Annotated in this window: 19 protein-coding genes; 8 read left to right on the plus strand and 11 right to left on the minus strand. The window is 56.6% G+C overall.

What is annotated here, in order from left to right; genetic code table 11:
• Nucleotides 1-97: 97 nt before the first annotated feature.
• Nucleotides 98-412 carry a hypothetical protein gene (locus M4951_RS00080; protein ID WP_262024442.1) on the minus strand — a complete coding sequence of 105 codons (315 nt, stop codon included), beginning with the start codon at nt 410-412 and terminating at the stop codon, nt 98-100.
• Between the two features lie 383 nt (nt 413-795).
• Between M4951_RS00080 and M4951_RS00085 the strand changes: the two genes are divergently transcribed.
• Nucleotides 796-2,262, plus strand: a complete 1,467-nt coding sequence (locus M4951_RS00085; RefSeq protein ID WP_262024443.1) for a DUF1501 domain-containing protein — start codon at nt 796-798, stop codon at nt 2,260-2,262.
• Here M4951_RS00085 and M4951_RS00090 read toward each other — a convergent pair.
• From M4951_RS00090 to M4951_RS00100, 3 genes are all read right to left on the minus strand, one after another.
• Nucleotides 2,243-2,959: a hypothetical protein gene (locus M4951_RS00090; protein WP_262024444.1), complete on the minus strand. Its 717-nt coding sequence runs from the start codon at nt 2,957-2,959 to the stop codon at nt 2,243-2,245. The genes M4951_RS00085 and M4951_RS00090 overlap by 20 nt on opposite strands.
• An 89-nt stretch (nt 2,960-3,048) precedes the next feature.
• A complete protein-coding gene (locus M4951_RS00095; RefSeq protein WP_262024445.1) occupies nt 3,049-3,726 on the minus strand; it encodes a hypothetical protein in 678 nt (225 codons plus the stop codon).
• Between the two features lie 67 nt (nt 3,727-3,793).
• The gene (locus M4951_RS00100) at nt 3,794-4,099 is read right to left on the minus strand and encodes a hypothetical protein (RefSeq protein ID WP_262024446.1); all 306 of its coding nucleotides are present in this window, start codon (nt 4,097-4,099) and stop codon (nt 3,794-3,796) included.
• Nucleotides 4,100-4,275: 176 nt separating this feature from the next.
• On the opposite strand from M4951_RS00100, the gene rlmN reads away from it, so the two are divergent.
• A complete protein-coding gene (rlmN, locus tag M4951_RS00105) occupies nt 4,276-5,331 on the plus strand; it encodes a 23S rRNA (adenine(2503)-C(2))-methyltransferase RlmN (RefSeq protein ID WP_262026972.1) in 1,056 nt (351 codons plus the stop codon).
• 44 nt (nt 5,332-5,375) lie between these two features.
• Here rlmN and M4951_RS00110 read toward each other — a convergent pair whose 3' ends face one another.
• Complete coding sequence (locus M4951_RS00110) at nt 5,376-6,041, minus strand: hypothetical protein (protein WP_262024447.1); 666 nt, start codon at nt 6,039-6,041, stop codon at nt 5,376-5,378.
• Between the two features lie 636 nt (nt 6,042-6,677).
• Between M4951_RS00110 and M4951_RS00115 the strand changes: the two genes are divergently transcribed.
• The 6 genes from M4951_RS00115 (at nt 6,678) to M4951_RS00140 (ending at nt 12,703) form a co-directional block, all read left to right on the plus strand.
• Nucleotides 6,678-7,562, plus strand: coding sequence for an alpha/beta hydrolase (locus M4951_RS00115; RefSeq protein WP_262024448.1), 885 nt, complete (start codon nt 6,678-6,680; stop codon nt 7,560-7,562).
• Between the two features lie 2 nt (nt 7,563-7,564).
• On the plus strand, nt 7,565-8,440 hold the full coding sequence (locus M4951_RS00120) for a hypothetical protein (RefSeq protein WP_262024449.1): 876 nt from the start codon (nt 7,565-7,567) through the stop codon (nt 8,438-8,440).
• 4 nt (nt 8,441-8,444) lie between these two features.
• Nucleotides 8,445-8,993: a hypothetical protein gene (locus M4951_RS00125; protein WP_262024450.1), complete on the plus strand. Its 549-nt coding sequence runs from the start codon at nt 8,445-8,447 to the stop codon at nt 8,991-8,993.
• 152 nt (nt 8,994-9,145) lie between these two features.
• A complete protein-coding gene (locus M4951_RS00130) occupies nt 9,146-10,543 on the plus strand; it encodes a glutamate decarboxylase (protein WP_262024451.1) in 1,398 nt (465 codons plus the stop codon).
• A gap of 518 nt (nt 10,544-11,061) precedes the next feature.
• Nucleotides 11,062-12,150, plus strand: a complete 1,089-nt coding sequence (locus M4951_RS00135; RefSeq protein ID WP_262024452.1) for a hypothetical protein — start codon at nt 11,062-11,064, stop codon at nt 12,148-12,150.
• 100 nt (nt 12,151-12,250) lie between these two features.
• Nucleotides 12,251-12,703: a hypothetical protein gene (locus tag M4951_RS00140; RefSeq protein ID WP_262024453.1), complete on the plus strand. Its 453-nt coding sequence runs from the start codon at nt 12,251-12,253 to the stop codon at nt 12,701-12,703.
• Nucleotides 12,704-12,707: 4 nt separating this feature from the next.
• Here M4951_RS00140 and M4951_RS00145 read toward each other — a convergent pair whose 3' ends face one another.
• The 6 genes from M4951_RS00145 to M4951_RS00170 all read right to left on the minus strand — a co-directional run bounded on the left by M4951_RS00145 (nt 12,708) and on the right by M4951_RS00170 (nt 20,108).
• Entirely contained in the window at nt 12,708-13,157 is a 450-nt protein-coding gene (locus M4951_RS00145) for a GNAT family N-acetyltransferase (RefSeq protein ID WP_262024454.1), read from the minus strand.
• Between the two features lie 1,046 nt (nt 13,158-14,203).
• Nucleotides 14,204-16,651, minus strand: coding sequence for a hypothetical protein (locus tag M4951_RS00150; protein WP_262024455.1), 2,448 nt, complete (start codon nt 16,649-16,651; stop codon nt 14,204-14,206).
• A gap of 217 nt (nt 16,652-16,868) precedes the next feature.
• The gene (locus M4951_RS00155; RefSeq protein ID WP_262024456.1) at nt 16,869-17,735 is read right to left on the minus strand and encodes a flagellin; all 867 of its coding nucleotides are present in this window, start codon (nt 17,733-17,735) and stop codon (nt 16,869-16,871) included.
• 113 nt (nt 17,736-17,848) lie between these two features.
• Nucleotides 17,849-18,196, minus strand: a complete 348-nt coding sequence (locus tag M4951_RS00160) for a hypothetical protein (protein WP_262024457.1) — start codon at nt 18,194-18,196, stop codon at nt 17,849-17,851.
• On the minus strand, nt 18,193-18,516 hold the full coding sequence (gene cutA / locus M4951_RS00165; protein WP_262024458.1) for a divalent-cation tolerance protein CutA: 324 nt from the start codon (nt 18,514-18,516) through the stop codon (nt 18,193-18,195). Before cutA ends, M4951_RS00160 begins: the two co-directional genes overlap by 4 nt.
• 143 nt (nt 18,517-18,659) lie before the next feature.
• On the minus strand, nt 18,660-20,108 hold the full coding sequence (locus M4951_RS00170) for a hypothetical protein (protein WP_262024459.1): 1,449 nt from the start codon (nt 20,106-20,108) through the stop codon (nt 18,660-18,662).
• Nucleotides 20,109-20,219: the final 111 nt, after the last annotated feature.

Genomic DNA, 20,219 nt, shown 5'->3' on the forward strand with positions numbered 1-20,219 from the left:
TCAACGTCATGATCCGAGACCAAACCGCGTGGGGTGAAAATGTGAAAACTGCTTGACGAGGAAGACAGTCGTTACGTTTCGGAATGGAATCGCTGCTCTACAGATCGACCCCGACCTTCTTCGCTTGAATTCGAATCGCCGGCGCGAAGTAGCGATACGGTTGATAGCGGTCTCGCCGCCGTGCGTATTCAAAGCACGACATCACCATTTGCCGGGTCAGTAACTCGGTTTCGACAAGGAAAACAATTTCTTGGATAAACTCGAACTCGACCGGGCGTCGAATGCGCAAACCTTTTTCTAGCGTCTCTCTCAGCGACGGAGTGCCTGACTCGGCGCGTGCTTGCGCGACAAACAAGCTGACAAATGCGGTGATTCCGACCGAGATCAAACGCAGAAACTGACGACGAAGCATAGCTTAACTCTCCCGAAACGAAGATTAGGGGAGTAGGTAAGTATCAAATCGTGCAGGCCGGGTCAATGTGGAAATGATTTTCCCAAGCTAGCAACATAAATCGGCTTCTAGTAGCGACTAACGGAAAGAGAACGCCCCTAAACCAGTTTTAGAGCCAGATTTCGTTTGACTCTCCCTTCGATCCAGGTCTATACTGCGCGATACGCCGATCAGCATGGGGTTGTTGATCGCGCTAGTAGCGAGGAGGACCGCGCAACACCCCTTGCGCCGGATGGACCTTCGCGGCACTGACTGCCTACCTGCCGCCTCTGATTGAAGCCATCCTACCTCCGACGACATCCGTTGGGTTGTTAAGTCGGAAATTGCGATTTGGAGTTCTCGCCATGCTAGTTATCCCTGGGCGTAAAGCCAAGGACGTTTGCGATCGTCATTTGGGTCCGACGCGGCGCGATTTGTTGCGTGTCGGCGGTTCCGCATTTCTCGGCATGACCCTCGGGCAAGCTCTGCAAATGCAACAAGCGTCGGCTGCGAGCGAGTCAGCCGGTTCAGGCTGGGGCCGCGCCAAGTCGGTCATTATGGTCTACCTGCAAGGGGGACCCAGCCATATCGATCTATGGGATCCGAAAGAGAATGTGCCGGACAAGGTGAAAAGCGCCTTCGGCACGATCCATAGTAAAGTGCCCGGCATCGACCTGACCGAGAACTTGCCGAAGCTGGCCCAGGTGACCGACAAGCTGTCGCTGATCCGCTCGATGAGCTATTCGCCCAATGGTTTGTTCAACCATACCGCGGCGATCTATCAAATGCACACCGGCTATACGGCCGACAAAGTAAGTCCCAGCGGTCAGTTAGAGCCGCCGTCTCCCAAAGACTATCCCAACTTTGGCAGCAACATTATCAAGCTGTTGCCGCCCGACGTGCCGATGTTGCCGTTTGTGATGATGCCGCGTCCGCTGCAAGAGAGCAACGTCGTCAACAAGTCGGGAACCGCCGGCTTTTTGGGCCGCGCCTACGATCCATATTATCTCTTCCCGCCGGGAGACGATATGGACATGAACAAGATGGAGCGGATCAACATTACCGACTTGAAGCTGCGTCCAGAGATCTCGACCAATCGGCTGGGACGGCGCGCTCGGTTGCGTGATCTGATTAACGCTGGAATGCCGGCGCTCGATCAAGCAGTCGACAAGTACGACATGGACAAGTACTACGAAACGGCGATGAACCTGATCGCTTCGGGCCGAGCGCGCGACGCGTTCGATCTGAGCAAAGAGTCAGACAAGACGCGGGAGATGTACGGCCGTAATACGTTTGGACAAAGCCTGTTGTTGGCCCGACGTTTAATTGACGCCGGCACGCGCGTGGTCGAAGTGATCTGGCCGAAGGTCGCCAACTCGGATAATCACAGTTGGGATCATCATGTCGGCCTGACCGAACGAATGAAGAACCAGTCGGCGCCGATGCTCGACAGCGGGCTGTCTTCGCTAATCGCCGACATGGATGATCGCGGCATGCTGGAAGATACGCTGGTTGTTGCGGTGGGCGAATTCGGTCGCAGTCCGCAGCGTGGAGTCAGCACTTCGGGCAACGGCAACAGCGCCGATGGCCGCGATCATTGGCCTTACTGCTATACGGCTTGTCTGGCTGGCGCCGGAATCAAACGTGGTTCGGTCTACGGCGAATCGGATCAAACCGCTTCGTCGCCGCTGAGTGATCCGGTCCATCCGACTGAACTGTTAGCGACGATCTACCACGCAATGGGAATCGATCCCGCGACGATCGTCTACAACCACTTGAATCAACCGCGCGAACTCGTGAAAGCGGAAGCGGTTACGGGGTTGTTTGGCTAACCGTCGAACCGTAGGGGTTGTCGCTCGGCGGTACGTTAGGATCCTCGGGCGATTTCCTTGATCGAAACTCTTGAAAGAGGTATTTGGTCAAACTCATATGGGCGGGAATGCGCGGGAGGTGATTCTCCTGATCCCGTTCTTTCAGATCAAAGGGGTTGCCGACAAAATAGACCGGATCCAAGTACCAATCGTTCTCGCTCCATTCGAAATTGAGATGGAGGCTCTCTTTGTAGACTCGCGGCAAGAGTGGGGAATGTTCTGCTTGTTTTTCAAGCTTGCAAAGTGGCGAGACTTGATAGCATACGACCAGCACGGCATTGGCGATTGTGATTTGATCCGACGTTTCCGTTGTAATGTCCAAGCTTTCCAAATCTTGGTATTCGATTCTTTGATACGGATTCCTTCCGTACCGAGAGTCGTAATAGACATACGAGAATTCCCGTGTGCGCCATTTCGCACGGCGTTCCGAGTCGAATAGTCGTGTCAAATCTGGCAGTGGTCCCTGCCGCCTTTTTGGGGGAACCGGCTCTGCTGGCTCTTCCTCTGGCTCCGGCGGCTCGACAATCGGCGTCAAGTCTTGCGCCGCTTGTTGCATCTGACTGACTGCGTCGTCGAGAACGGATTCGCCTCGGAAGAGAATCGCCAGCGTGAACAGCACGACGATCGCCAGAATCGCGAATCCGATGAAGCGTCCCATAGCGCTGCGCTGCAAAAGAGATACGGAGCAAACGCTCTAGTCTCCTCCTTCCGCCAAGTGAATCGCGCAAGCGACGTTTGAAGATTCGTTTAAGATTCGTCGTCGGACACGGGTTCTTCCGCCGGTTTTGACTCCGCCGGCTGCTCTGCTTGTTCGGACAGGAACTGCGTGTCGTTGGCGACCCGGTAGGCGTCGCTTGCTTTGCTTGGCAAGTCGTCCTTCGCGACGAAAAGTTCTAGCTTATAGCGCCGACCGCTGCGGACCGTTTCGAGCACCAATTGGCGAGCCGTTTCGCTATGAAACTTGGCGGGACGCACGTATTGAACCCAGAAGTTGGACCCAATTTCCATCACTTTCGGCGGCGGGTCGGCAAACGTCAATTCGCCGATTTCGCCTGCGAGGGTCTTATACAAGACCTTGCCGGAAGTTTCGTCGATGACGTCCTCCAGCGGGCTGTCGCTAACATGGACCAAGATCCGCGGAATGCCGGAAGGCTCCGCTTCGTACGCGCCTAGCAGATACTCGCTGCGCCGCGGCAGCAGTTTCCAACCTTCGGGAAGATTGGTTTTTAACCGTCCACCATCAAGCGGAGGAACGGGGACGCCGACCGGAGCCAGATGAAAAGGGAGCTCCAGTTCCGTAGATTTTGGTTGTTGTGCGGCGGGCGCATTCGCCGAAGAGCCAGTCACCGGCGGTGTCGGCGGATCGGCCGAACAGCCCGCTAGTGCGATGGTCAGTAGCAATCGTGGTGAAATACGCGCGAACATGTCGACAGTCCTCCGGGAGAGCATCAGGAATGTCTGTCGCCCCAGAATCGAATGTGGTGGGCGCGACTTATTCGATCACTTCTTCGATTGTCTCTTTCACCTTCTGGACGAAGTGCGGGGGTTTGCCCGCTTTGCTTAGGTCTTGCGCCTTTTTCTCGGCTTCGTCCTTTTGGTCGAACTCGTACAAGGCGATGCGCTTCATCGACTGATTGAAGACGCCCCAGAAGAGTTTCATGCGGACTTCCGTGACCTTTTTCGCCCGCGATTTTCGCTTGGCCTTCTTCTTCGGAGCGACTTCGGCTCCCTCGGCGGCGCTTTCCGCTGCATCGGATTGTGCACGTAACTCTTTGCGGTTGACAACTTTGCGAGCCATAGGCCTGGTCTTTTTTGTCCGTTGTTGACTGCGATCGGCAGCGAGGGAGAATTGATTGGTAAGAAAAGCTCCCGCGGCGAATCTCCGCTGGGAGGTTCCCCCCAGTGCGTAATCGGACCATTATACAGCACGGCGTTACGCTTCGCCACCGTTCGATCGCTCCTGAAGGGACGCGCATGACGCCCCATTTGCTTCAAACGCTTGATTTATCCTCGCTCCAGACGCTCGTCATCGAGTGGGGCCTCCCGAAGTTTCGAGCGCAACAAATCCGTAGCTGGATTGTCGAGAATCGCGCCCAGTCGTTTGACGACATGGCGAATCTTCCGAAACCGCTCCGGAGCCAACTAGCCGAGAAGGCCCGGCTCTGGTCGACCGAGATCGCCCGGCATACGACGGCGGCTGACGGCACCGAGAAGCTGCTGTTGCAGTTGCACGATGGCGGACGGATTGAATGCGTGTTGCTACGTGACGGCGACCGCCGCACGATCTGCATCAGCACGCAGGTTGGCTGTGCGATGGGATGCGTCTTCTGTGCAAGCGGATTGGATGGGGTCGAACGCAACTTGACTGTCGGTGAAATCATCGAGCAGATGTTGCGTCTGCAACGACTGCTGCCGGTCGGCGAACGACTGAGCCATATCGTGGTGATGGGGATGGGAGAACCGCTAGCGAATATCGACCGGTTGTTGCCGGCGCTCGATTTCGCGTCGTCCGAAGATGGGCTCGGGATCAGTCATCGCCGGATTACGATCTCGACGGTCGGTTTGCCGCCGGCGATTCGCAAACTGGCCGATCGCGATAGTCGCTATCACTTGGCTGTGTCGTTGCACGCTCCGGACGATCAACTGCGCAACCAGATTGTGCCGACCAACAAGAACATCGGCGTCCAGGCGATCTTGGAAGCGGCCGATCACTATTTTGAGATCTCAGGGCGCCGTCTAACGTTTGAGTATGTGCTGTTGGCCGAGCTGAATGATCAGCCGCAGCACGCGCATCGCTTGGCCAAATTGCTCCGGGGTCGCCCAGCTTTGCTGAACATCATTCCGTACAATCCGGTGGCGGGCCTGCCGTATCGCACTCCCAGCAAAGAAGTGCAACACGCGTTCCGCGCTATTTTGGAAGGCGCTGGTTTGACGGTCAAATTTCGTCAGAAAAAAGGGGACAAGATCAACGCGGCGTGCGGTCAATTACGCCGAAATACCCCGGAAAATCTGGTGCAAATCAGCAGTTAACGCCGGCGGGGCGTGCGTATTTCTGCAGCCGTTGGGCGCCGGCTCTAGTAGAGCCAGTACCAGCCCCATTCGACCGTCAGGTTGATGCACAAGCCCAGGAAGAGAGACATCCCCAAGTAGTGACCAAAGTCACGCTTTTCTCGCAGCGCCAAATCAACCGTCGCCGCCATCACCGTTTGGGCCGCTGCGGCGGCGGCAAAGACGATCACGATGCGACTGGCCCAAAAGTAAGAGCCGGTCATCATGTCGGTCGGCGAAAAGATATCCATGCCGGCAATCGCCAATTGCGGAACGCTGAACGTAACCGTGACCAGCTTCCAGCGAACCTTGGGGATCATCGCCATGGTGATCATTCCCAAAGAGAAGATCATCACGCTCAGTACGGCGGCAGCGGGATCTAACAACGGCTTCAAAAACGCGGGACTCGCCCACGATAGCCAGATAAACTCGCGGCAGAAATAAAACGGTACGTACAACATCGCTAGCAACATCAAGAAGTTGCCCGGCGACCAGGTCGTACTCAGGTCCAACCGACGGCGACGCGTGTACCAGCGCCACGCGATCAACGAGCTGATCACGCAGATGGTGATATTTACGGATGCAAACGTGGCGTAGGCGACGTTCGCGTCGTCCATGGCGCCGGCGAAATCAAACCCGGCGTACTTCAAGAACGCCGTGGAAAAACTAAGTCCGACACAGATCAGGGACATAGCAACTATGAGATCGCTTACCGAAATCGTCAACGATCCCGGCGCGAAGAATCTTCGTTTCGATGGAGTCATCTATCAAGAATCAGGCTGAAAGGAGGTGTTGCCGCGTTCGCCCGCCTGGAACAGCGACAAGGAAGAAAAGGTGAAGCACAAGTTTTTCAAGTCGTGGAATCGTCGAACCAGAGTTCCCAGCGTCTTGCTGAGATCGTCGCCGCTTCCGCGTAGTTCACTTACTAATGATACCAATAACCCCGTGAAATCAAGCGCGTTTCGGTGGCGTTATCTATTTTGCGAAAGAACGCGTGAAAAGATATGGAAAATTCGCGCTTTTTAGTATTCTTTTCGCGCTAGTATCCCTTATTCGCATGTTAAGGGGTTTTAATCTACCAAATGTCTTGGCTTTGTATCGGAACCAACCTTCCTTTTTTTTGCCCCTTCCGGGGATATGACGAAGCTATTTGACGAGGGGGTAAAAAATTTGGCGCAAATCGCCGCTGTTCGGAACTGGTTTTGCCGTTTCAAGCTCGATTTTTGGCCCTCATCAAGTTGGGATGCAACTCGCCAAATGGGGCGCGTTAGGATGGGTGCACTCCGCAGATTTCCACCCCAATTGCCCTCGACTGGGAACGCCCCTTCATGAAACGACTTGCTCCGTTCGCATTGATTTTGGTCGGTCTGGCGTCGCTCGCGCTCGCCGCAGATTCTGACTACCAGCTCGGTCCCGATTCGACGCGCAAAGCGGAGGTCCCCCAGGGAATCGTGACCAAGCATCTCTTCGCCAGCAGTAAAGTCTTTCCCGAGACCTCGCGCGAGTACTACCTTTATGTTCCGGCCCAATACGACGGCCAGACGCCTGCCGCGGTGATGGTCTTTCAAGATGGCCATACTTACGTCAGCGAAACGGGTCAGTTTCGAGCGCCAGCGGTGATGGACAATCTGATCGCGGCCGGAGAAATGCCGGTCACCATCGGCATCTTCCTCAACCCGGGTCACAAGGGAGAGAGCAAGATCGACTCGCCGTGGCGCTCCAACAATCGCAGCTTTGAGTACGACACGCTTAGCGCCGACTACGCAACGTTTATCATTGACGAGATCCTGCCGGAGGTCGCCAAACAGTACAAGCTGACCGACGATCCCAACCTGCGGGCCATCGGCGGCATCTCGTCGGGCGGCATCTGCGCGTTCACCGTCGCATGGGAGCGCCCCAATCAGTTTCGCAAAGTGCTGAGCCATGTCGGCAGCTTCACCAACATCCGCGGCGGCAACGTCTATCCCGCTTTGATTCGCAAAACCGACCCCAAACCGATCCGCATCTTTCTGCAAGATGGCGAGAACGACCTCGACAACGCCCACGGCAACTGGTGGCTCTCCAATTTGCAGATGGAAAAGGCGCTCGCGTTCCGCAAGTATGACTACCAGTTTGTCGGCGGAACCGGTGGTCATAGCGGAGTCCATGGCGGCGCGATCTTGCCGGAATCGCTGCGCTGGTTGTGGCGCGGTTGGGATCAAGAGAAGGATTAGCGATGACGGAAGCCCGCCTGACAATCTTGAGTCTCTCGTTCCTCGCATTGTTGGCCGCCGGTTGCGAGTCTCCCGATGATCGCCTGAACGAACTTGCCAAACATAACAAGCAGGTGAGCGTTCGCAGCTTTGATCGTCAGGGCGTTAAATTAGTTGTCGTTGGTATCACGGGCCAGGACGCATTGCAGAAAACGCTGCCGCTGCTGGCCGATTTGAATGTGGTTCGGTTGGGTATCGGCAAGGCCGATTTGTCGCAGACCGAGCTGGAGCAAATTTCGCGATTGCCTCTCCAAGAATTGACTCTAGGGATGTGTACGATTGATGTCGCAGCGGCGGAATGCCTTGGTCGGATTGAATCGTTGGAGAGATTTAATTCTTCTCCCTCCCTATTCGCCGATGATGACTTAAGGTTTTTACACGTACTAAAACATCTCAAACGTCTGCGGTTAAACGGCCAACAGATTCATGGTTATGGACTGCGCTATCTAGAAGGCCTTACGGAGCTCGAAGAGATTAGTCTCACCAATTGTCCGATCACCGACGAAGGCCTTTCCAGTCTGCCTAAGCTGCCGCGACTAGAGGTCATTTGGGTCGGGCAAACGCTTGTTACGCCAGAGGGTTTGCGACATCTGACTTCCTTCACATCGTTAAAGAAGGTTTATTTTCCTGACGGGATTCTTTCGCCGGCCATTCAGGAATTGTATGAACAAAGTCTCGCGGCCAGAAACGAGGCGCGGCATAATGGTATTGAGGCGCCGCATGACGATGAAATGCCGTTCGATATCTCAGGCATCTCCGAGCGTGACCTGAAAGTTCGCGACGAGCAAATTATCCGCCTGCAAGACGAGGGACGTCTGGCGATCCCCGGACAAAAATGAGCTGATGCGATTTTCTCTCAAATGGCTGTTCGGCTTCATGTTTGCGGTCGCACTGATCGCAGCGTCGTTTCGACTTGTTACGGTGGAAGAGCGGCACAGCGACGATGCGTATGTCGAATACATGGGGCTCTCACCGCAAGAAGTCGAGCAACGTCTTGTTGGGCTTCTCAAGAAAAAAGGTTTTAAGGAAGTCGCCCGTTGGGATCCGACGTTGTCGGCGATTCCAACAGAACCGCCGTTGCGTGGCGGTAGAGAAAAAGAGGCGTTTGTTCCCATTGATCGCTACTTTGAAAAGAAAATTGGCCGCGGAAAAATCGGGTGCGCCCTGGGAGTCGACTTGAGATATTTCAATAAGGGCGCCTGCCTGTGCTACACCCGCTGCTATTTCTCGGGGAGAGTCCGCTATTGGCGCTGGTCGCCGCTGGATGATCGGCTGGAACCAACCAAGCAGGTTAGCGAGCTGAGCCATTTCATCATGGCCCATCATTTGACGGCGATGACGGAAACTTCGAGAGTTATCTTTCCAGAAAGTTACGCTCCGCAGGACCAATGAGATTCGCCGCGTCTCTTCTCCAACTCAACCCGCGCTGCATCACCTGCGTTGATCTGGTAGCCTAGTCGCTTACGGGCCCTCATTCTTATTGGGCCTGCTCTTGGGCGGCTTTGCGTCGCGCTAATCCTACGACCACCTTGGAGACTCCACCGATGGTTCTGCACGAGAAAGATACTCGCCGCGAAGAGTTGGATGATGACGTGTACGCGTCGACCGATCTTTCGGTCAGCATGCCCAAATACAAGTTTCCGCATGTCGAACAGAACCCGCGTCACGCTTATTCGGTCGTGCATGACGAGCTGATGCTCGACGGCAACTCGCGGCAGAATCTGGCGACCTTTTGCCAGACCTGGGTCGAGCCCGAAGTCCACAAGCTGATGGACGAATGTCTCGACAAGAACATGGTCGACAAGGACGAATATCCGCAGACCGCCGAGATCGAAGCGCGCTGCGTCCATATGTTGGCCGATCTCTGGAACTCGCCGTCCGAAGCGAACACGATCGGCTGTTCGACCACCGGTTCGAGCGAAGCGGCGATGTTGGGCGGGATGGCGATGAAGAATCGTTGGAAAGCGAAACGCGTCGCCGCCGGCAAAAAGTTTGACAAGCCGAACCTGATCACCGGCCCGGTCCAAGTTTGTTGGCACAAGTTCGCACGGTACTGGGATATCGAACTGCGCGAAGTGCCGATGGAGGAAGGTCGCTTGCTGCTGACGCCGGAAGAAGTGATCAAGCGCTGCGACGAAAACACGATCGGCGTCGTGCCGACCCTCGGCGTGACCTTCACTTGTCAGTATGAGCCGGTCTTTGAGATCGCCGCGGCGCTCGACCAGCTTGAAAAAGAGAAGGGGCTCGACATTCCGATTCATGTCGACGCGGCCAGCGGCGGTTTCCTTGCGCCCTTCTGTGCACCAGAGTTGGTTTGGGACTTTCGTCTGCCGCGGGTTAAATCGATCAATACGTCGGGGCATAAGTTTGGTCTGGCGCCGCTCGGCGTTGGTTGGGTCATCTGGCGCGAAGAGACCGACCTGCCGGACGATCTGATCTTTTGGGTCAACTATCTCGGCGGCAACATGCGCGACTTGGCGCTCAACTTTTCGCGTCCCGGTGGGCAGATCGTTTGTCAGTACTACAACTTTTTGCGGCTGGGTCGCGACGGTTATCGGAAGATCCATTCGGCCTGCTATGACACCGCGTCTTACTTGGCGGAAGAGATCGACAAGATCGGGCTGTTTGACGTTATCTACGACGGCGATCGTCGCAGCGGCATTCCGGCTCTCTGCTGGAAGTTGAAGCCGGGTCTCAAACCTGGTTTTTCGCTTTATGACCTGGCCGATCGACTTTGTACCCGCGGTTGGCAAGTGCCGGCTTACTCGCTGCCGGACGATCAAAGCGACCAAGTGATTCAACGCATCTTGGTCCGTCACGGCGTGAGCCGCGATCTCGGTTCGCTGTTGTTGGAAGATATCCACCGCGGGATCGAGTACTTTGAGAACCATCCGATTGATCAACCGTTGACCGAGGAAGAAGCGGGCGGGTTTCATCACTAGGTTTTTGTAGTCGCGTAAGGCCATTTCTTTTCGTAGCTCGCAGCGTAATGTTTTGAAGTTGCGTTTTTTTCGAATCAATTGAACACTAGTGTTCTGTCAAACCGCTATTTTCGGCTTCCACGAAATCAGCCGCACGGCGTTAGCCGCGGTTTCTGTCACCAATTGTCTTTCGCAAATGAGTTCCCATAAGAAACCGGTGCTAACGCACTACGGCTAATAAAATCATGGCGCCTGAAAATTGTCGCGTGACACAACACTAGCCCGCTGCGCGAGCGAATGGGGTTGGCGATACAAACACGGATTGAAGTGGCGAGCCGCATTCCCTCGCTCGCGCAGCGGGCTAGTCGTTGCGTGTTAACTCGGCAGGCACGGCCTGCCCTCCATTGCTTATTAAATCTTGATGCATGGATGTGACAGCGCCTTTCTATTTTCGCTGACAAGCGGAACCACTCCGGCTATGATGACGGTTCCTCTCCCACACTCGACATCCGACTGCTGCAGGCCAGGAGAAGTGCGCGATGATGCGGAGATCTTTGCTTATCGTCGGTATTTGCTGCGCCGCGATGACCGCCCAGGCTCAAGAGGCCCGGCCGACCTTGTCGCAGCTGACCGAAGCGACCGCCGCCAATATCGCCGCGTTCGATAACTTCTATTGCCAGTTTGACGTGCAAATTGGTTTGGTTCTGTACAACGACAGTTTCCAGGAAATCCAGTTTGACCATGTCAACGGCGTCGGGCACGGCGTCTGGGCCAAACAGGGCCCGGTCGAAGTGTATGACTTTCGCCAAGAGGGAGAGTCGAAGTGGGATAATACCGGCCGGTTCTCGTATGGCCCGTTGATCTATACCGAGGCGCTGATTCGCACGCCCGGCTTTCAACTGCATCTGAAAAAGAACGGTACGATCACGTCGGCGCCCAACGCTGATTTTCGTCCTCGCTTGGATCCGTTGTCGCTGTTTCATATGGTCGAAGGAGAGCATAACGTTCGCTTACCTGACTTGTTGGGCCGCTTTGTCAAAGAGGAAGCAGCCGACGCGGCCGCCGCTTCCCGCATTCCTAATCTCGCGGTTTACCATCTCAACGATCAAGCGCAGAAGTTGGAGCACCTCAAAGTGGTTACCGATGAGCGGAACATGGCTTTGGATTTCGCCGCCGGCGACTACGCTTTGCCCAAGATGATTGGATACTCTTACGCGAATTCGGAAGGATCTCCCTGGCGAGCCTGGCGGCAGCACCTCTTGGAGACAGAGTCGATTGAAGGGGTCGGAACCTTTCCTAAGAAGATGATTGTCCTCCATCCGCAAGCAGCTGGAGAACGACCGCTGCAAGCGGCGAATTGGCGAAACCGGGAAAAAAAGTGGGCGCATGTCGCCTACGGTTTGTTGTGGGAATTGAAGACGATCGAATGCCGTGAACCGACCGCCGACGAGTTGACTTATACGGCCGATCGCGATCTGCCGATCTTGCGGGCCGGTTTTGCGCGAGTCACCTACGTGAACGAAGACGAAACGATCACGCCGGAGTCGCTGCCAGAGATCTATAAGTTGCTAGTGAACAAACCTCCGAAGAAAGACGAGCAGGAAGAGAAAGCGGAAACGAAAGATTGAATGGAAGCAATTCTCTTCTCCAGAAACACGCGACAACCGCCGCTGGGTCGAATACGATAGTGGGCGTTCCCCTTGTCTACTTCCACTTCTGGAGAACGCCTTGGACGAGTCGACAGCGCATCGCCATTTCGCCACGTACTGCTTCAACAGCACGTGGGACTTGATCGACCAAACCGATCGATCGGAGACTGAATCTGCCCAGATGCTGCTGCGATCAGCCGCGTCGCTGTGGCATTGGAGCGAGAGGGACGATTGCACGCCGCAAAATCTGTCGGTCGGTTATTGGCAACTTTCTCGCGTATTGGCGTTGCTCGGCGAAGCGAGTCTAGCCGCTCGGATTGGACGAATCTGTTTGGATGTGAGCCCTGCCGACGATCCGTTTTTGGTCGGTTTCGCCTATGAAGCGCTGGCGCGAGCGGCGCTGGTCGCCGGCGATAAGATCGAAATGGATCGCTGTTTGACCGAAGCGACGTTGCGCGCCGGGCAAGTCAAAGATGCCGACAAGCGCGAATCGCTGGAGGCTGATCTGGCGACGATCGCACCGATGCCGTAACCCTCTATTTTTCTCCCTCCAACATCATCAACCAATAAAGTCCCTCGGGACTGGACGATTGCGAATCGCGCCGCCAGCCTAGCTTTTCATAAAACGCCAGCGCCGCTGCGTTGGCCATGTTGCATTTCAGCCGGGCAGGCCGGCCGATCTGCGCTAAACATGCTTCCAGTAGTTTTTCGCCGACGCCGCTGCGCTGTTGGTCGGGCGCTACAAACAAGTTGTGAATGAAGTTTTCAGGAGGCCACCACGAGACGAAGCCGACGATCTTTCGCCGCCGCTCGGCGACCCAGATCGGCTCGTCGGCGGTCGCCTGGTCAAAGTCGTCAAAGCGAATCTTGGCCGGCGGCATCCAATGAAAGGTCGCTTTCCGCGCCGCGTAGAAGATCTTCGCGCAGGCGGAATGATCGCGCCGGCTGGCGACTCGCGTGATCAAAGGGGAATTATCAGTGGTCATGTCGACTATTCTACGGATCCTCTTCCCAACAGAGCAGCCCCAGTTCAAGCAGGTTCGCCCCCTTAATCAAGGCCAGTCCATCGGACCGGAAAGGTTGGACAGGACAGGATCGCCGCGTTTACTCGTTCGAAAGGTTGGACAGGACAGGATCGCCGCGTTTACTCGTTCGAAAGGTTGGACAGGACAGGATCGCCGCGTTTTCTCGTTCGAAAGGTTGGACAGGACAGGATCGCCGCGTTTTCTCGTTCAAAAGGTTGGACAGGACAGGATCGCTGCGTTTTCTCGTTCGAAAGGTTGGACAGGACAGGACCGCCGCGTTTTCTCGTTCAAAAGGTTGGACAGGACAGGATCGTTTTATTAGTGGACTTTTAGATGGGAAGTCGAATCGGCGCTGAATGCCTGCTCCCAAATCTCCATTTCTGAGGTCTAGTTTGGGAGGGACGCCCAATCATGCTCGTTGGATTCGGAGCGAACGCAGCGCAGAGAATCTTCGAGCTCGTCCACCGATTCGGCCGCCGCGCAAACGTGATTCGATAGCTGGTCCTTTGCGTGTAATCGACCCGAAATGCGTGCGCTTTGTCAATCGACAATCTTGGTCGTGATTGGCTGCGGCGGCCGAGGATACCGGCGATCGATTTCTTCGGCCCGAAGCGGCCGTTCTAAAATAGCCTAGTGTTCTGTCACGCGACAATTTTCAGGCGCCATGATTTTATTAGCCGTAGTGCGTTAGCACCGGTTTCTGATGGGAACTCATTTGCGAAAGACAATTGGTAACAGAAACCGCGGCTAACGCCGTGCGGCTGATTTCGTGGAAGCCGAAAATAGCGGTTTGACAGAACACTAGGGTGAAGTCGCGCAGCGACGTAGCCCTAGGTAATTGTCTTCGGGCTTAAGAGAAGTTGGCCCTGACATTTCGGTGCAGCTCGCGGTTCGACTTACCCCATCATCGAATGGGGCGAAGAATACCCCAACCCATAAAAAACGCCGTAAGCGGCAATTGCTGCTCACGGCGTTGGGGGATGGTTCCATTTGTTGCGAGCGAAAACTTACCGGTCGGAGTAAACCCGGGTGCTTTCTTCTTTGGTGATCGGCTGCGGGATTTCGTCGCTGGAGATTTGGACTTTGATCCGTTGGTCGCCGGCGGCGATTCCCTTGACCTTGATGCGGAACGTTTCTTCCGCTTTCGGTTGCAGGCGAGCGAGCGGTTCAAAGAGGACATCGCTGCCGCTAACCGTTCCCTTGCTCGCTCCGCTCGCGTCGACTCCTTGCATGCCTGGCGGCAGCATTGCGGCGACGCGGACGTTGGTCGCGGTTTTCGATCCTTGGTTCACAACGCGAACATCGTAGGTCGTATCTTTCCCCAATTCGATCGGATCGGCCTGGTCGGCGACTTCAAAGAAGAGTGCGACGATTCCTTCGACCTGGACCAGCGTTTCGTTCTGAGCGGTGAGACCCATGCGAGCCGAGCCTTCGACGCGAATCTTTTGATCGCCGGCTTCGATCGGCAGCGCGGTCAGCTCGACCGTACCGCTTTGCGACGGCGGCAGTTCTTCCAGGTTCCAGAAGATCGCGTGTTGGTTGCTATCGTATTGGCCGGCGTTGTTCGCGTCGACAAACTTCATCCCCTTCGGCAAGTAGGTGATCAGGTCGATCCCTTGCGCCGGCGCGGTGCCGGGATTGCTGACCGAGACCTGGTACTTGGCTGGGCGATCGAGATAGCGTAATTTCGGGCCGACCATCGAAAGCTCCAGCTGCGGCGCGATCACTTCGATGTTCAGTTCGGTTTGCGTTTGCAGATTGCCGTCGCCGCGAATGCCGAGCACGTTTTGCGTGCGGCCTGCTTTGTCGGCTTTGAGGGTGAGTTCGAGACTGCGGGTTTCGCCCGGCTTGAGGGTGCCGATCTCGAATTCGAGTTCGCCGCCGGCCGGATGGGTAAAGTTGGCCGGCACGATTTCTTCAAGCACGACTCCGGTGGCTGGACCGGTGCCGGGGTTGCTGACGGTGATCGCCAACATCAAGTTGTCGCCGATCAACACGGTTGGAGCGGCCGTCTGTTCGATCGTCAGTTCTGGTTTGGTGACGCGGGAGCGAACGGTTGCGTGTGCGGCGAACGAAACGGTCGCAACGCTGCCGACATCCCCTTCGGTTTGCGGCATCAGTTCCATCGCGAGTCGCTTTTCTTCGCCGGGAGCGATCTGACCGATCTTCCAGAGAAGTTGGCCGTCGACGCCGCTTTCGGCGGTTGGCGTGGTGCTGACCAATGCCGTGCCGGCCGGAACCGAATCGCGAATCACGACATCATGTGCGGTCGTTTGTCCGACATTTTTGACCACCAGCGAAAAAGTCGCCGGCTTACCGACTTGGATTTCGACCGGAGCACGCTTCTCAAGCGAGATCGATGGTTGCTGCAGACCTTCGAGCTTTACATCGCCCGGTTTGCCGATGCCGCTGACGGCGGGACCGCTGCTACCGAGAAGATCGCGGCTGGGCTGATAGCTGGGAGTCGGGGTCGAACGGGGCGCTGGATAACTTTCTGGCGTCACCGGAACAGGACCGCCGATCGACGCCGGCGCGGGGTATCGTTCGGTTGCCGCCGGCGTTTCACTCGGCATGCCGCCGACTGGCGCCGGCGTCGAACTGACCGGAGCCGAACCGGCGCCGGAACTGCTGAATTGGAAACGGCTGCTGGGCGCCGGAGTGGTCGGTTCCGAATTGGCGCCAAGCGGCGGCGCCGAATCGCTGGGCATGGGCCGCGGTTGACTGGCCAAGGTCGCCGCCGGCGATTCGCTTTCGGCGGTCATGCTGGACGGTGCATCGGCAGCAGCAGGAGCTGCGCTGCTGGGGGCGCCGCTGAAACGTGTTCCATAGTTGGGGGTCGGCGCGGTTTCGGCAGCGACAGCAGCGCCGACTGCGGCAGCGCCAGCAGCAACGCCTGCAGCGGCGGCCGCAGGAGCCGAATCGCCGATTTGAAAGCGGGATCCGGTCGAAGGCGTTGGTTTTGCAGGTGTGGGTGCGTCGGCGGCCGGTGTCGCCGCGGTCGGCGTTGGCGCACCGCCGCTGAGGCTAAAGCGGCTGACCGGCGGTTGCGGCGTATCGCCGACGGTGACCGGCGCCGGTTGGGCGGGGGTGGTCGTCGACCGATTTTCGGAACCAGAATCGCCCAGAAATCGGCTAGGTGCTGCGGCCGGTGCGGCTGCGCTGGCGCCGTCGGAGAGCGAAAAACGATGCGAAGCAGGCGGAGGCGGATCGGTAGCGGCCGAACTACCGGGATCGTCATTCTCATTATTGGCGCGGACAATCGAGGGGACGTATCGCGCTGCGTCATCCGCTGCGGAAGTCGAAGCGTCGACTAGCGCCGCTACGTTTTCTTGGGCGGCGTCGACCACGGGTTGTCCGGCGGTATGAGCCGTAGAAAGGACCGATTGTACGATCGCGGCGACTCCTAAGGAGGCGACGCTGCCGATGGCGGTAAAGCGGAGATAGAGATTCTTCATGGCGTCCATGCCGGCTGGATGGTCTCGATTCGGGGCCCGCTCCAATTGCGGGAGCTGCTTACCTAACAAAATCGAGAATTCGAGCAAAGATCAATTCAAGAATTGGTCGCGAACTTCCGACAGCCGGTGGGGAGGGCGGAAAAGAAGAATGGAACGCGGTAAAGCCACGGATGAAAAACGGAATCTACGGCAGGAATAAAAGTGGAAAAACGCGGTGCTAGCGGCGGTTGAGGTCGAACAACGCATCCAACAGGCTCGCTTGCGTATTGGCGACCGCGACCAGCGATTGGTAGGCGATTAGCGAACTGTGGGCCAAAATGGCGCTGCGGGTGAGCTCGGAAGTTTCGCTCCCATAGTCTGCGTCCATGATCTCACTATAAATCGACGTGAGTTGGATTTCCTGATTGGCGAGCGACTCGTAAATGGAATCGTGGGAGTAGCGGTCGAAGGCGCGATACTCGGCCCGTGCATAGATCGTGCGCGATTGCACCGCATCGAGCGCCTTCAGAGCGGAAGCCAAATCGCCGCTTGCTAAGTCGTAACGCCCGCCAGAGCGCAGATCGGCCAGGACCCCCTCTTCGTCGCCGAGCGTTTCAGAGTCGATCTCTGGCAGATGCAGCTGATCCCAAGCGTAGTAGTCGGGCCGGAGATTCACGTTGATTGTCTTGCCGCTGAAGACGGGGCTGCCGTTGTAGGTGGTCTTCCCCACCAGATCGATCGCATCGATGGCGCCGTCGATTTCCAATTGCAGCGCGGCTCGTTCGGCGTCGGTGGTCGTGCTGCTAGCAGCGGTGATTAAATTTCCGCGGATCTCGCTGGTCAACCGAGAGACTTCGGCCAATCCGCCATCGGCGACGTCAACCAGCCCGCTGACGCGCAGCGTCGATCGTTGCAGCGCTTCCCGCGTGGCGATCTGCGATTTGATTACGTTGGCGGCGATTAGACCGGCCGGATCATCGCTGCCGCGGTTGATGCGTTTGCCGGTGGAGAGTCGCTGCAGCGCACCCAGCATCGAGTTGAGATTTCGATGGACCGCGTTGGCGACGGTCAGATTTGCGCTTGAGTAGCTGGAGACGGGGTTCATCGGCAAACGGCCTATCGTGCAAACGCCAAGAGCAGAGAAGGGGACGCTTCAGTAGGAAACGTAGCATTCTTGGCGGCAGGATTATTTCGCTGGTAGCGGTTGCGCCGACTGGCTTAAGAAGCGATGTCGCGGAGGAATTGCTCGACGTCGACAAATTGTCCGTCGTGCACCATCTCGACGCGCAGTTTGGCGGCGGGCCAACCCAGAGAACGCACTAGTTGCTGGAAAGGTGCGGATGTGTAGACGCCGGTTAGATCGACGCGCAACACATGGTCATCGCGGTCATAGACGACGCCATCTAATTGCCAGCTTTGATCTTCGGCGACCCAGACGAACGAACCATCTGGTTCAAAGAACATGCGCGGCCACTGCGACCAGGTTTCTTCAACCTGTTCGAAACTGACGGGAAACAGACCGGCCGCGGCGTCCGGATGAAGCGAGATCGGAAAGCTGTCGCTCAAATTTCGCTTTCGACTTGATCGTTAAGCCAACTGAGATAGTCAATCGAACCATGCACGATCGGCACGGCGACCAACTCTGGCACTTCGTACGAATGGATTTGTTCGATCACTTGGGCGACGGCTTTAAAGCGTTTCGCTTCCGTCTTGATAATGCAGAGAGTTTCGTCCGACTGGGCGATCTTACCGCGCCAATTGTAAACGCTGCGAACGCCGGGCAATATTTGGACGCAGGCGGCCAATTGTTGACCAACCAGCGCATCGGCGATGTGCTCTGCTTCTTCCATACTAGAAGCGGTCGTGTAGATGATAATGGCTTCCATACTTGGAAACTCGCCGGAGGGGAGTGAAATGGTGACGCCAATGTGTCTTTGGATAATCTACTCTTCCGATAGTCATTTCCCCAGTGTTTAGCGACTGCGGATTGCCGAAGCAAACCGGCCAATAATCCCGCAATACCGACGATTTAGTGGGTAAATCGTGAGGCGGCGGCGCCTGACTGAAAGAAGTGAGGGCGATCGAGATTCGTCGATTTCACGGAAATAACAGAGCCTAGCGGAGTAGACGCTTCGGCCGTATCCATGCGAACTTGCCGTCGTGTTGACGAAGCGGAACCAAGCATGCTGGACCAGGTTTCATAGGGACGACCCTGCCGCTCATCCCCCTGATAGAAGGCGAGCAGATTGATCGAATCACTGGCTACCAATTGCCCACCCGGCTGTGCAAGTGACGTCGTATCATAAACGCGCCGCCAAGATCCGCTGTTGAAATAGATTTGATTGAGCACAAAACCGTCGGCGTAACTCGCTTCGAGCGGCGTTGCGATCGCGCGATGCGTGTGACCATAGACCACGTACTTGGCGCGGCGGTTGCGAAATTCTGATTCGGTCAAAGCGTACTGCAACAGCGATGGTTGCAGCGATTCTTCTTGGCTGGCAGGTCCGCTGCGGTTGAGCAAAAACTGCGATGCAAGTTGATCGACGTCGATCGAGTCGCTCCACCGCTGCGAACGAAACCAAGATGCGTCGAGGATTTGCTCGATCTGTTGGTCCCACAGCGATCGCAATTCGTACTGCAGCGTTCGTTTCGCGCCGCAGGTGCGCTGAATCGCGTTCGAGAGCATCGTGGACATGACGCTCAGCGGACGGACGTCGGTCAGTTCTTCCAGCGCCAGAATCAATTCGAGCGGCAATTCGCCCCCAAATTTCTCGGCTGCGGCTTGGACGAAACGCATCGCGCCTTCGATGATGATCGCGTCGGCCAAACTGCTTTCGTCGCGGCGTCCGCGAAAGCTGAGCGAGTCGAAAACATCGCCGTGCCGAGCATAGACCCGGTGCTTGGCCAAGGTGCGCGCGAGTTGCGGACATTCGCTCGGATCGTGCGGAAACGGCGCTTCGGGCGAGTTCGCCAGGCCCAGTTTGCTGCAGATCGAGCGACGAATCGCGTTCATCGCATCGCCGCTGCGATACAACAACCAATCGGCGTCTCCGACCATGTAGTAAAGTCGGACCGGAACCGGCTGCAATTGGACGTCGAAGGCCGGCTTGCCGTCGTTGGTCGCCATCGGAATGCGAATGGCGCCGCGATTGGCTAACGACTCAAGCGTAGCGATCGCGTCTTGATTGTGCTGCAAGATGTCGGCGACGATCGTCGCCGTTTGTTCGGCGGTCGCGACATCGCTCGACCAGGGGCGCACCAATCCGGAGAGCCACTGGGCGCTGTTGACCAGGTCGAGTACGTCGCCGAGCAAAACAATGTCGATGCCGTCCAAGGGGCGATAACGATCGTCGGCGCGCCATGACGCGCGGACCGCCATATCTTGCATTCGTTCGACGAACATGCGAAACGCGTCCGCATCGAGCGTTCGCGCCGTGGTCCCATCGGTCAAATGTAGATCACTGACAATGACGAGCATTCTTACCCCCTTTCTGGTTTTTATGCGCTGCCCGCGCATGACCCGTCGTCTTTTTTCGGAAACCGGTCGTAGCGAACGTGAAGCATATTCCGAGAAATCGGCCGACAAACC

It is taken from the genome of Blastopirellula sp. J2-11, assembly GCF_024584705.1.
Taxonomy (GTDB): domain Bacteria; phylum Planctomycetota; class Planctomycetia; order Pirellulales; family Pirellulaceae; genus Blastopirellula.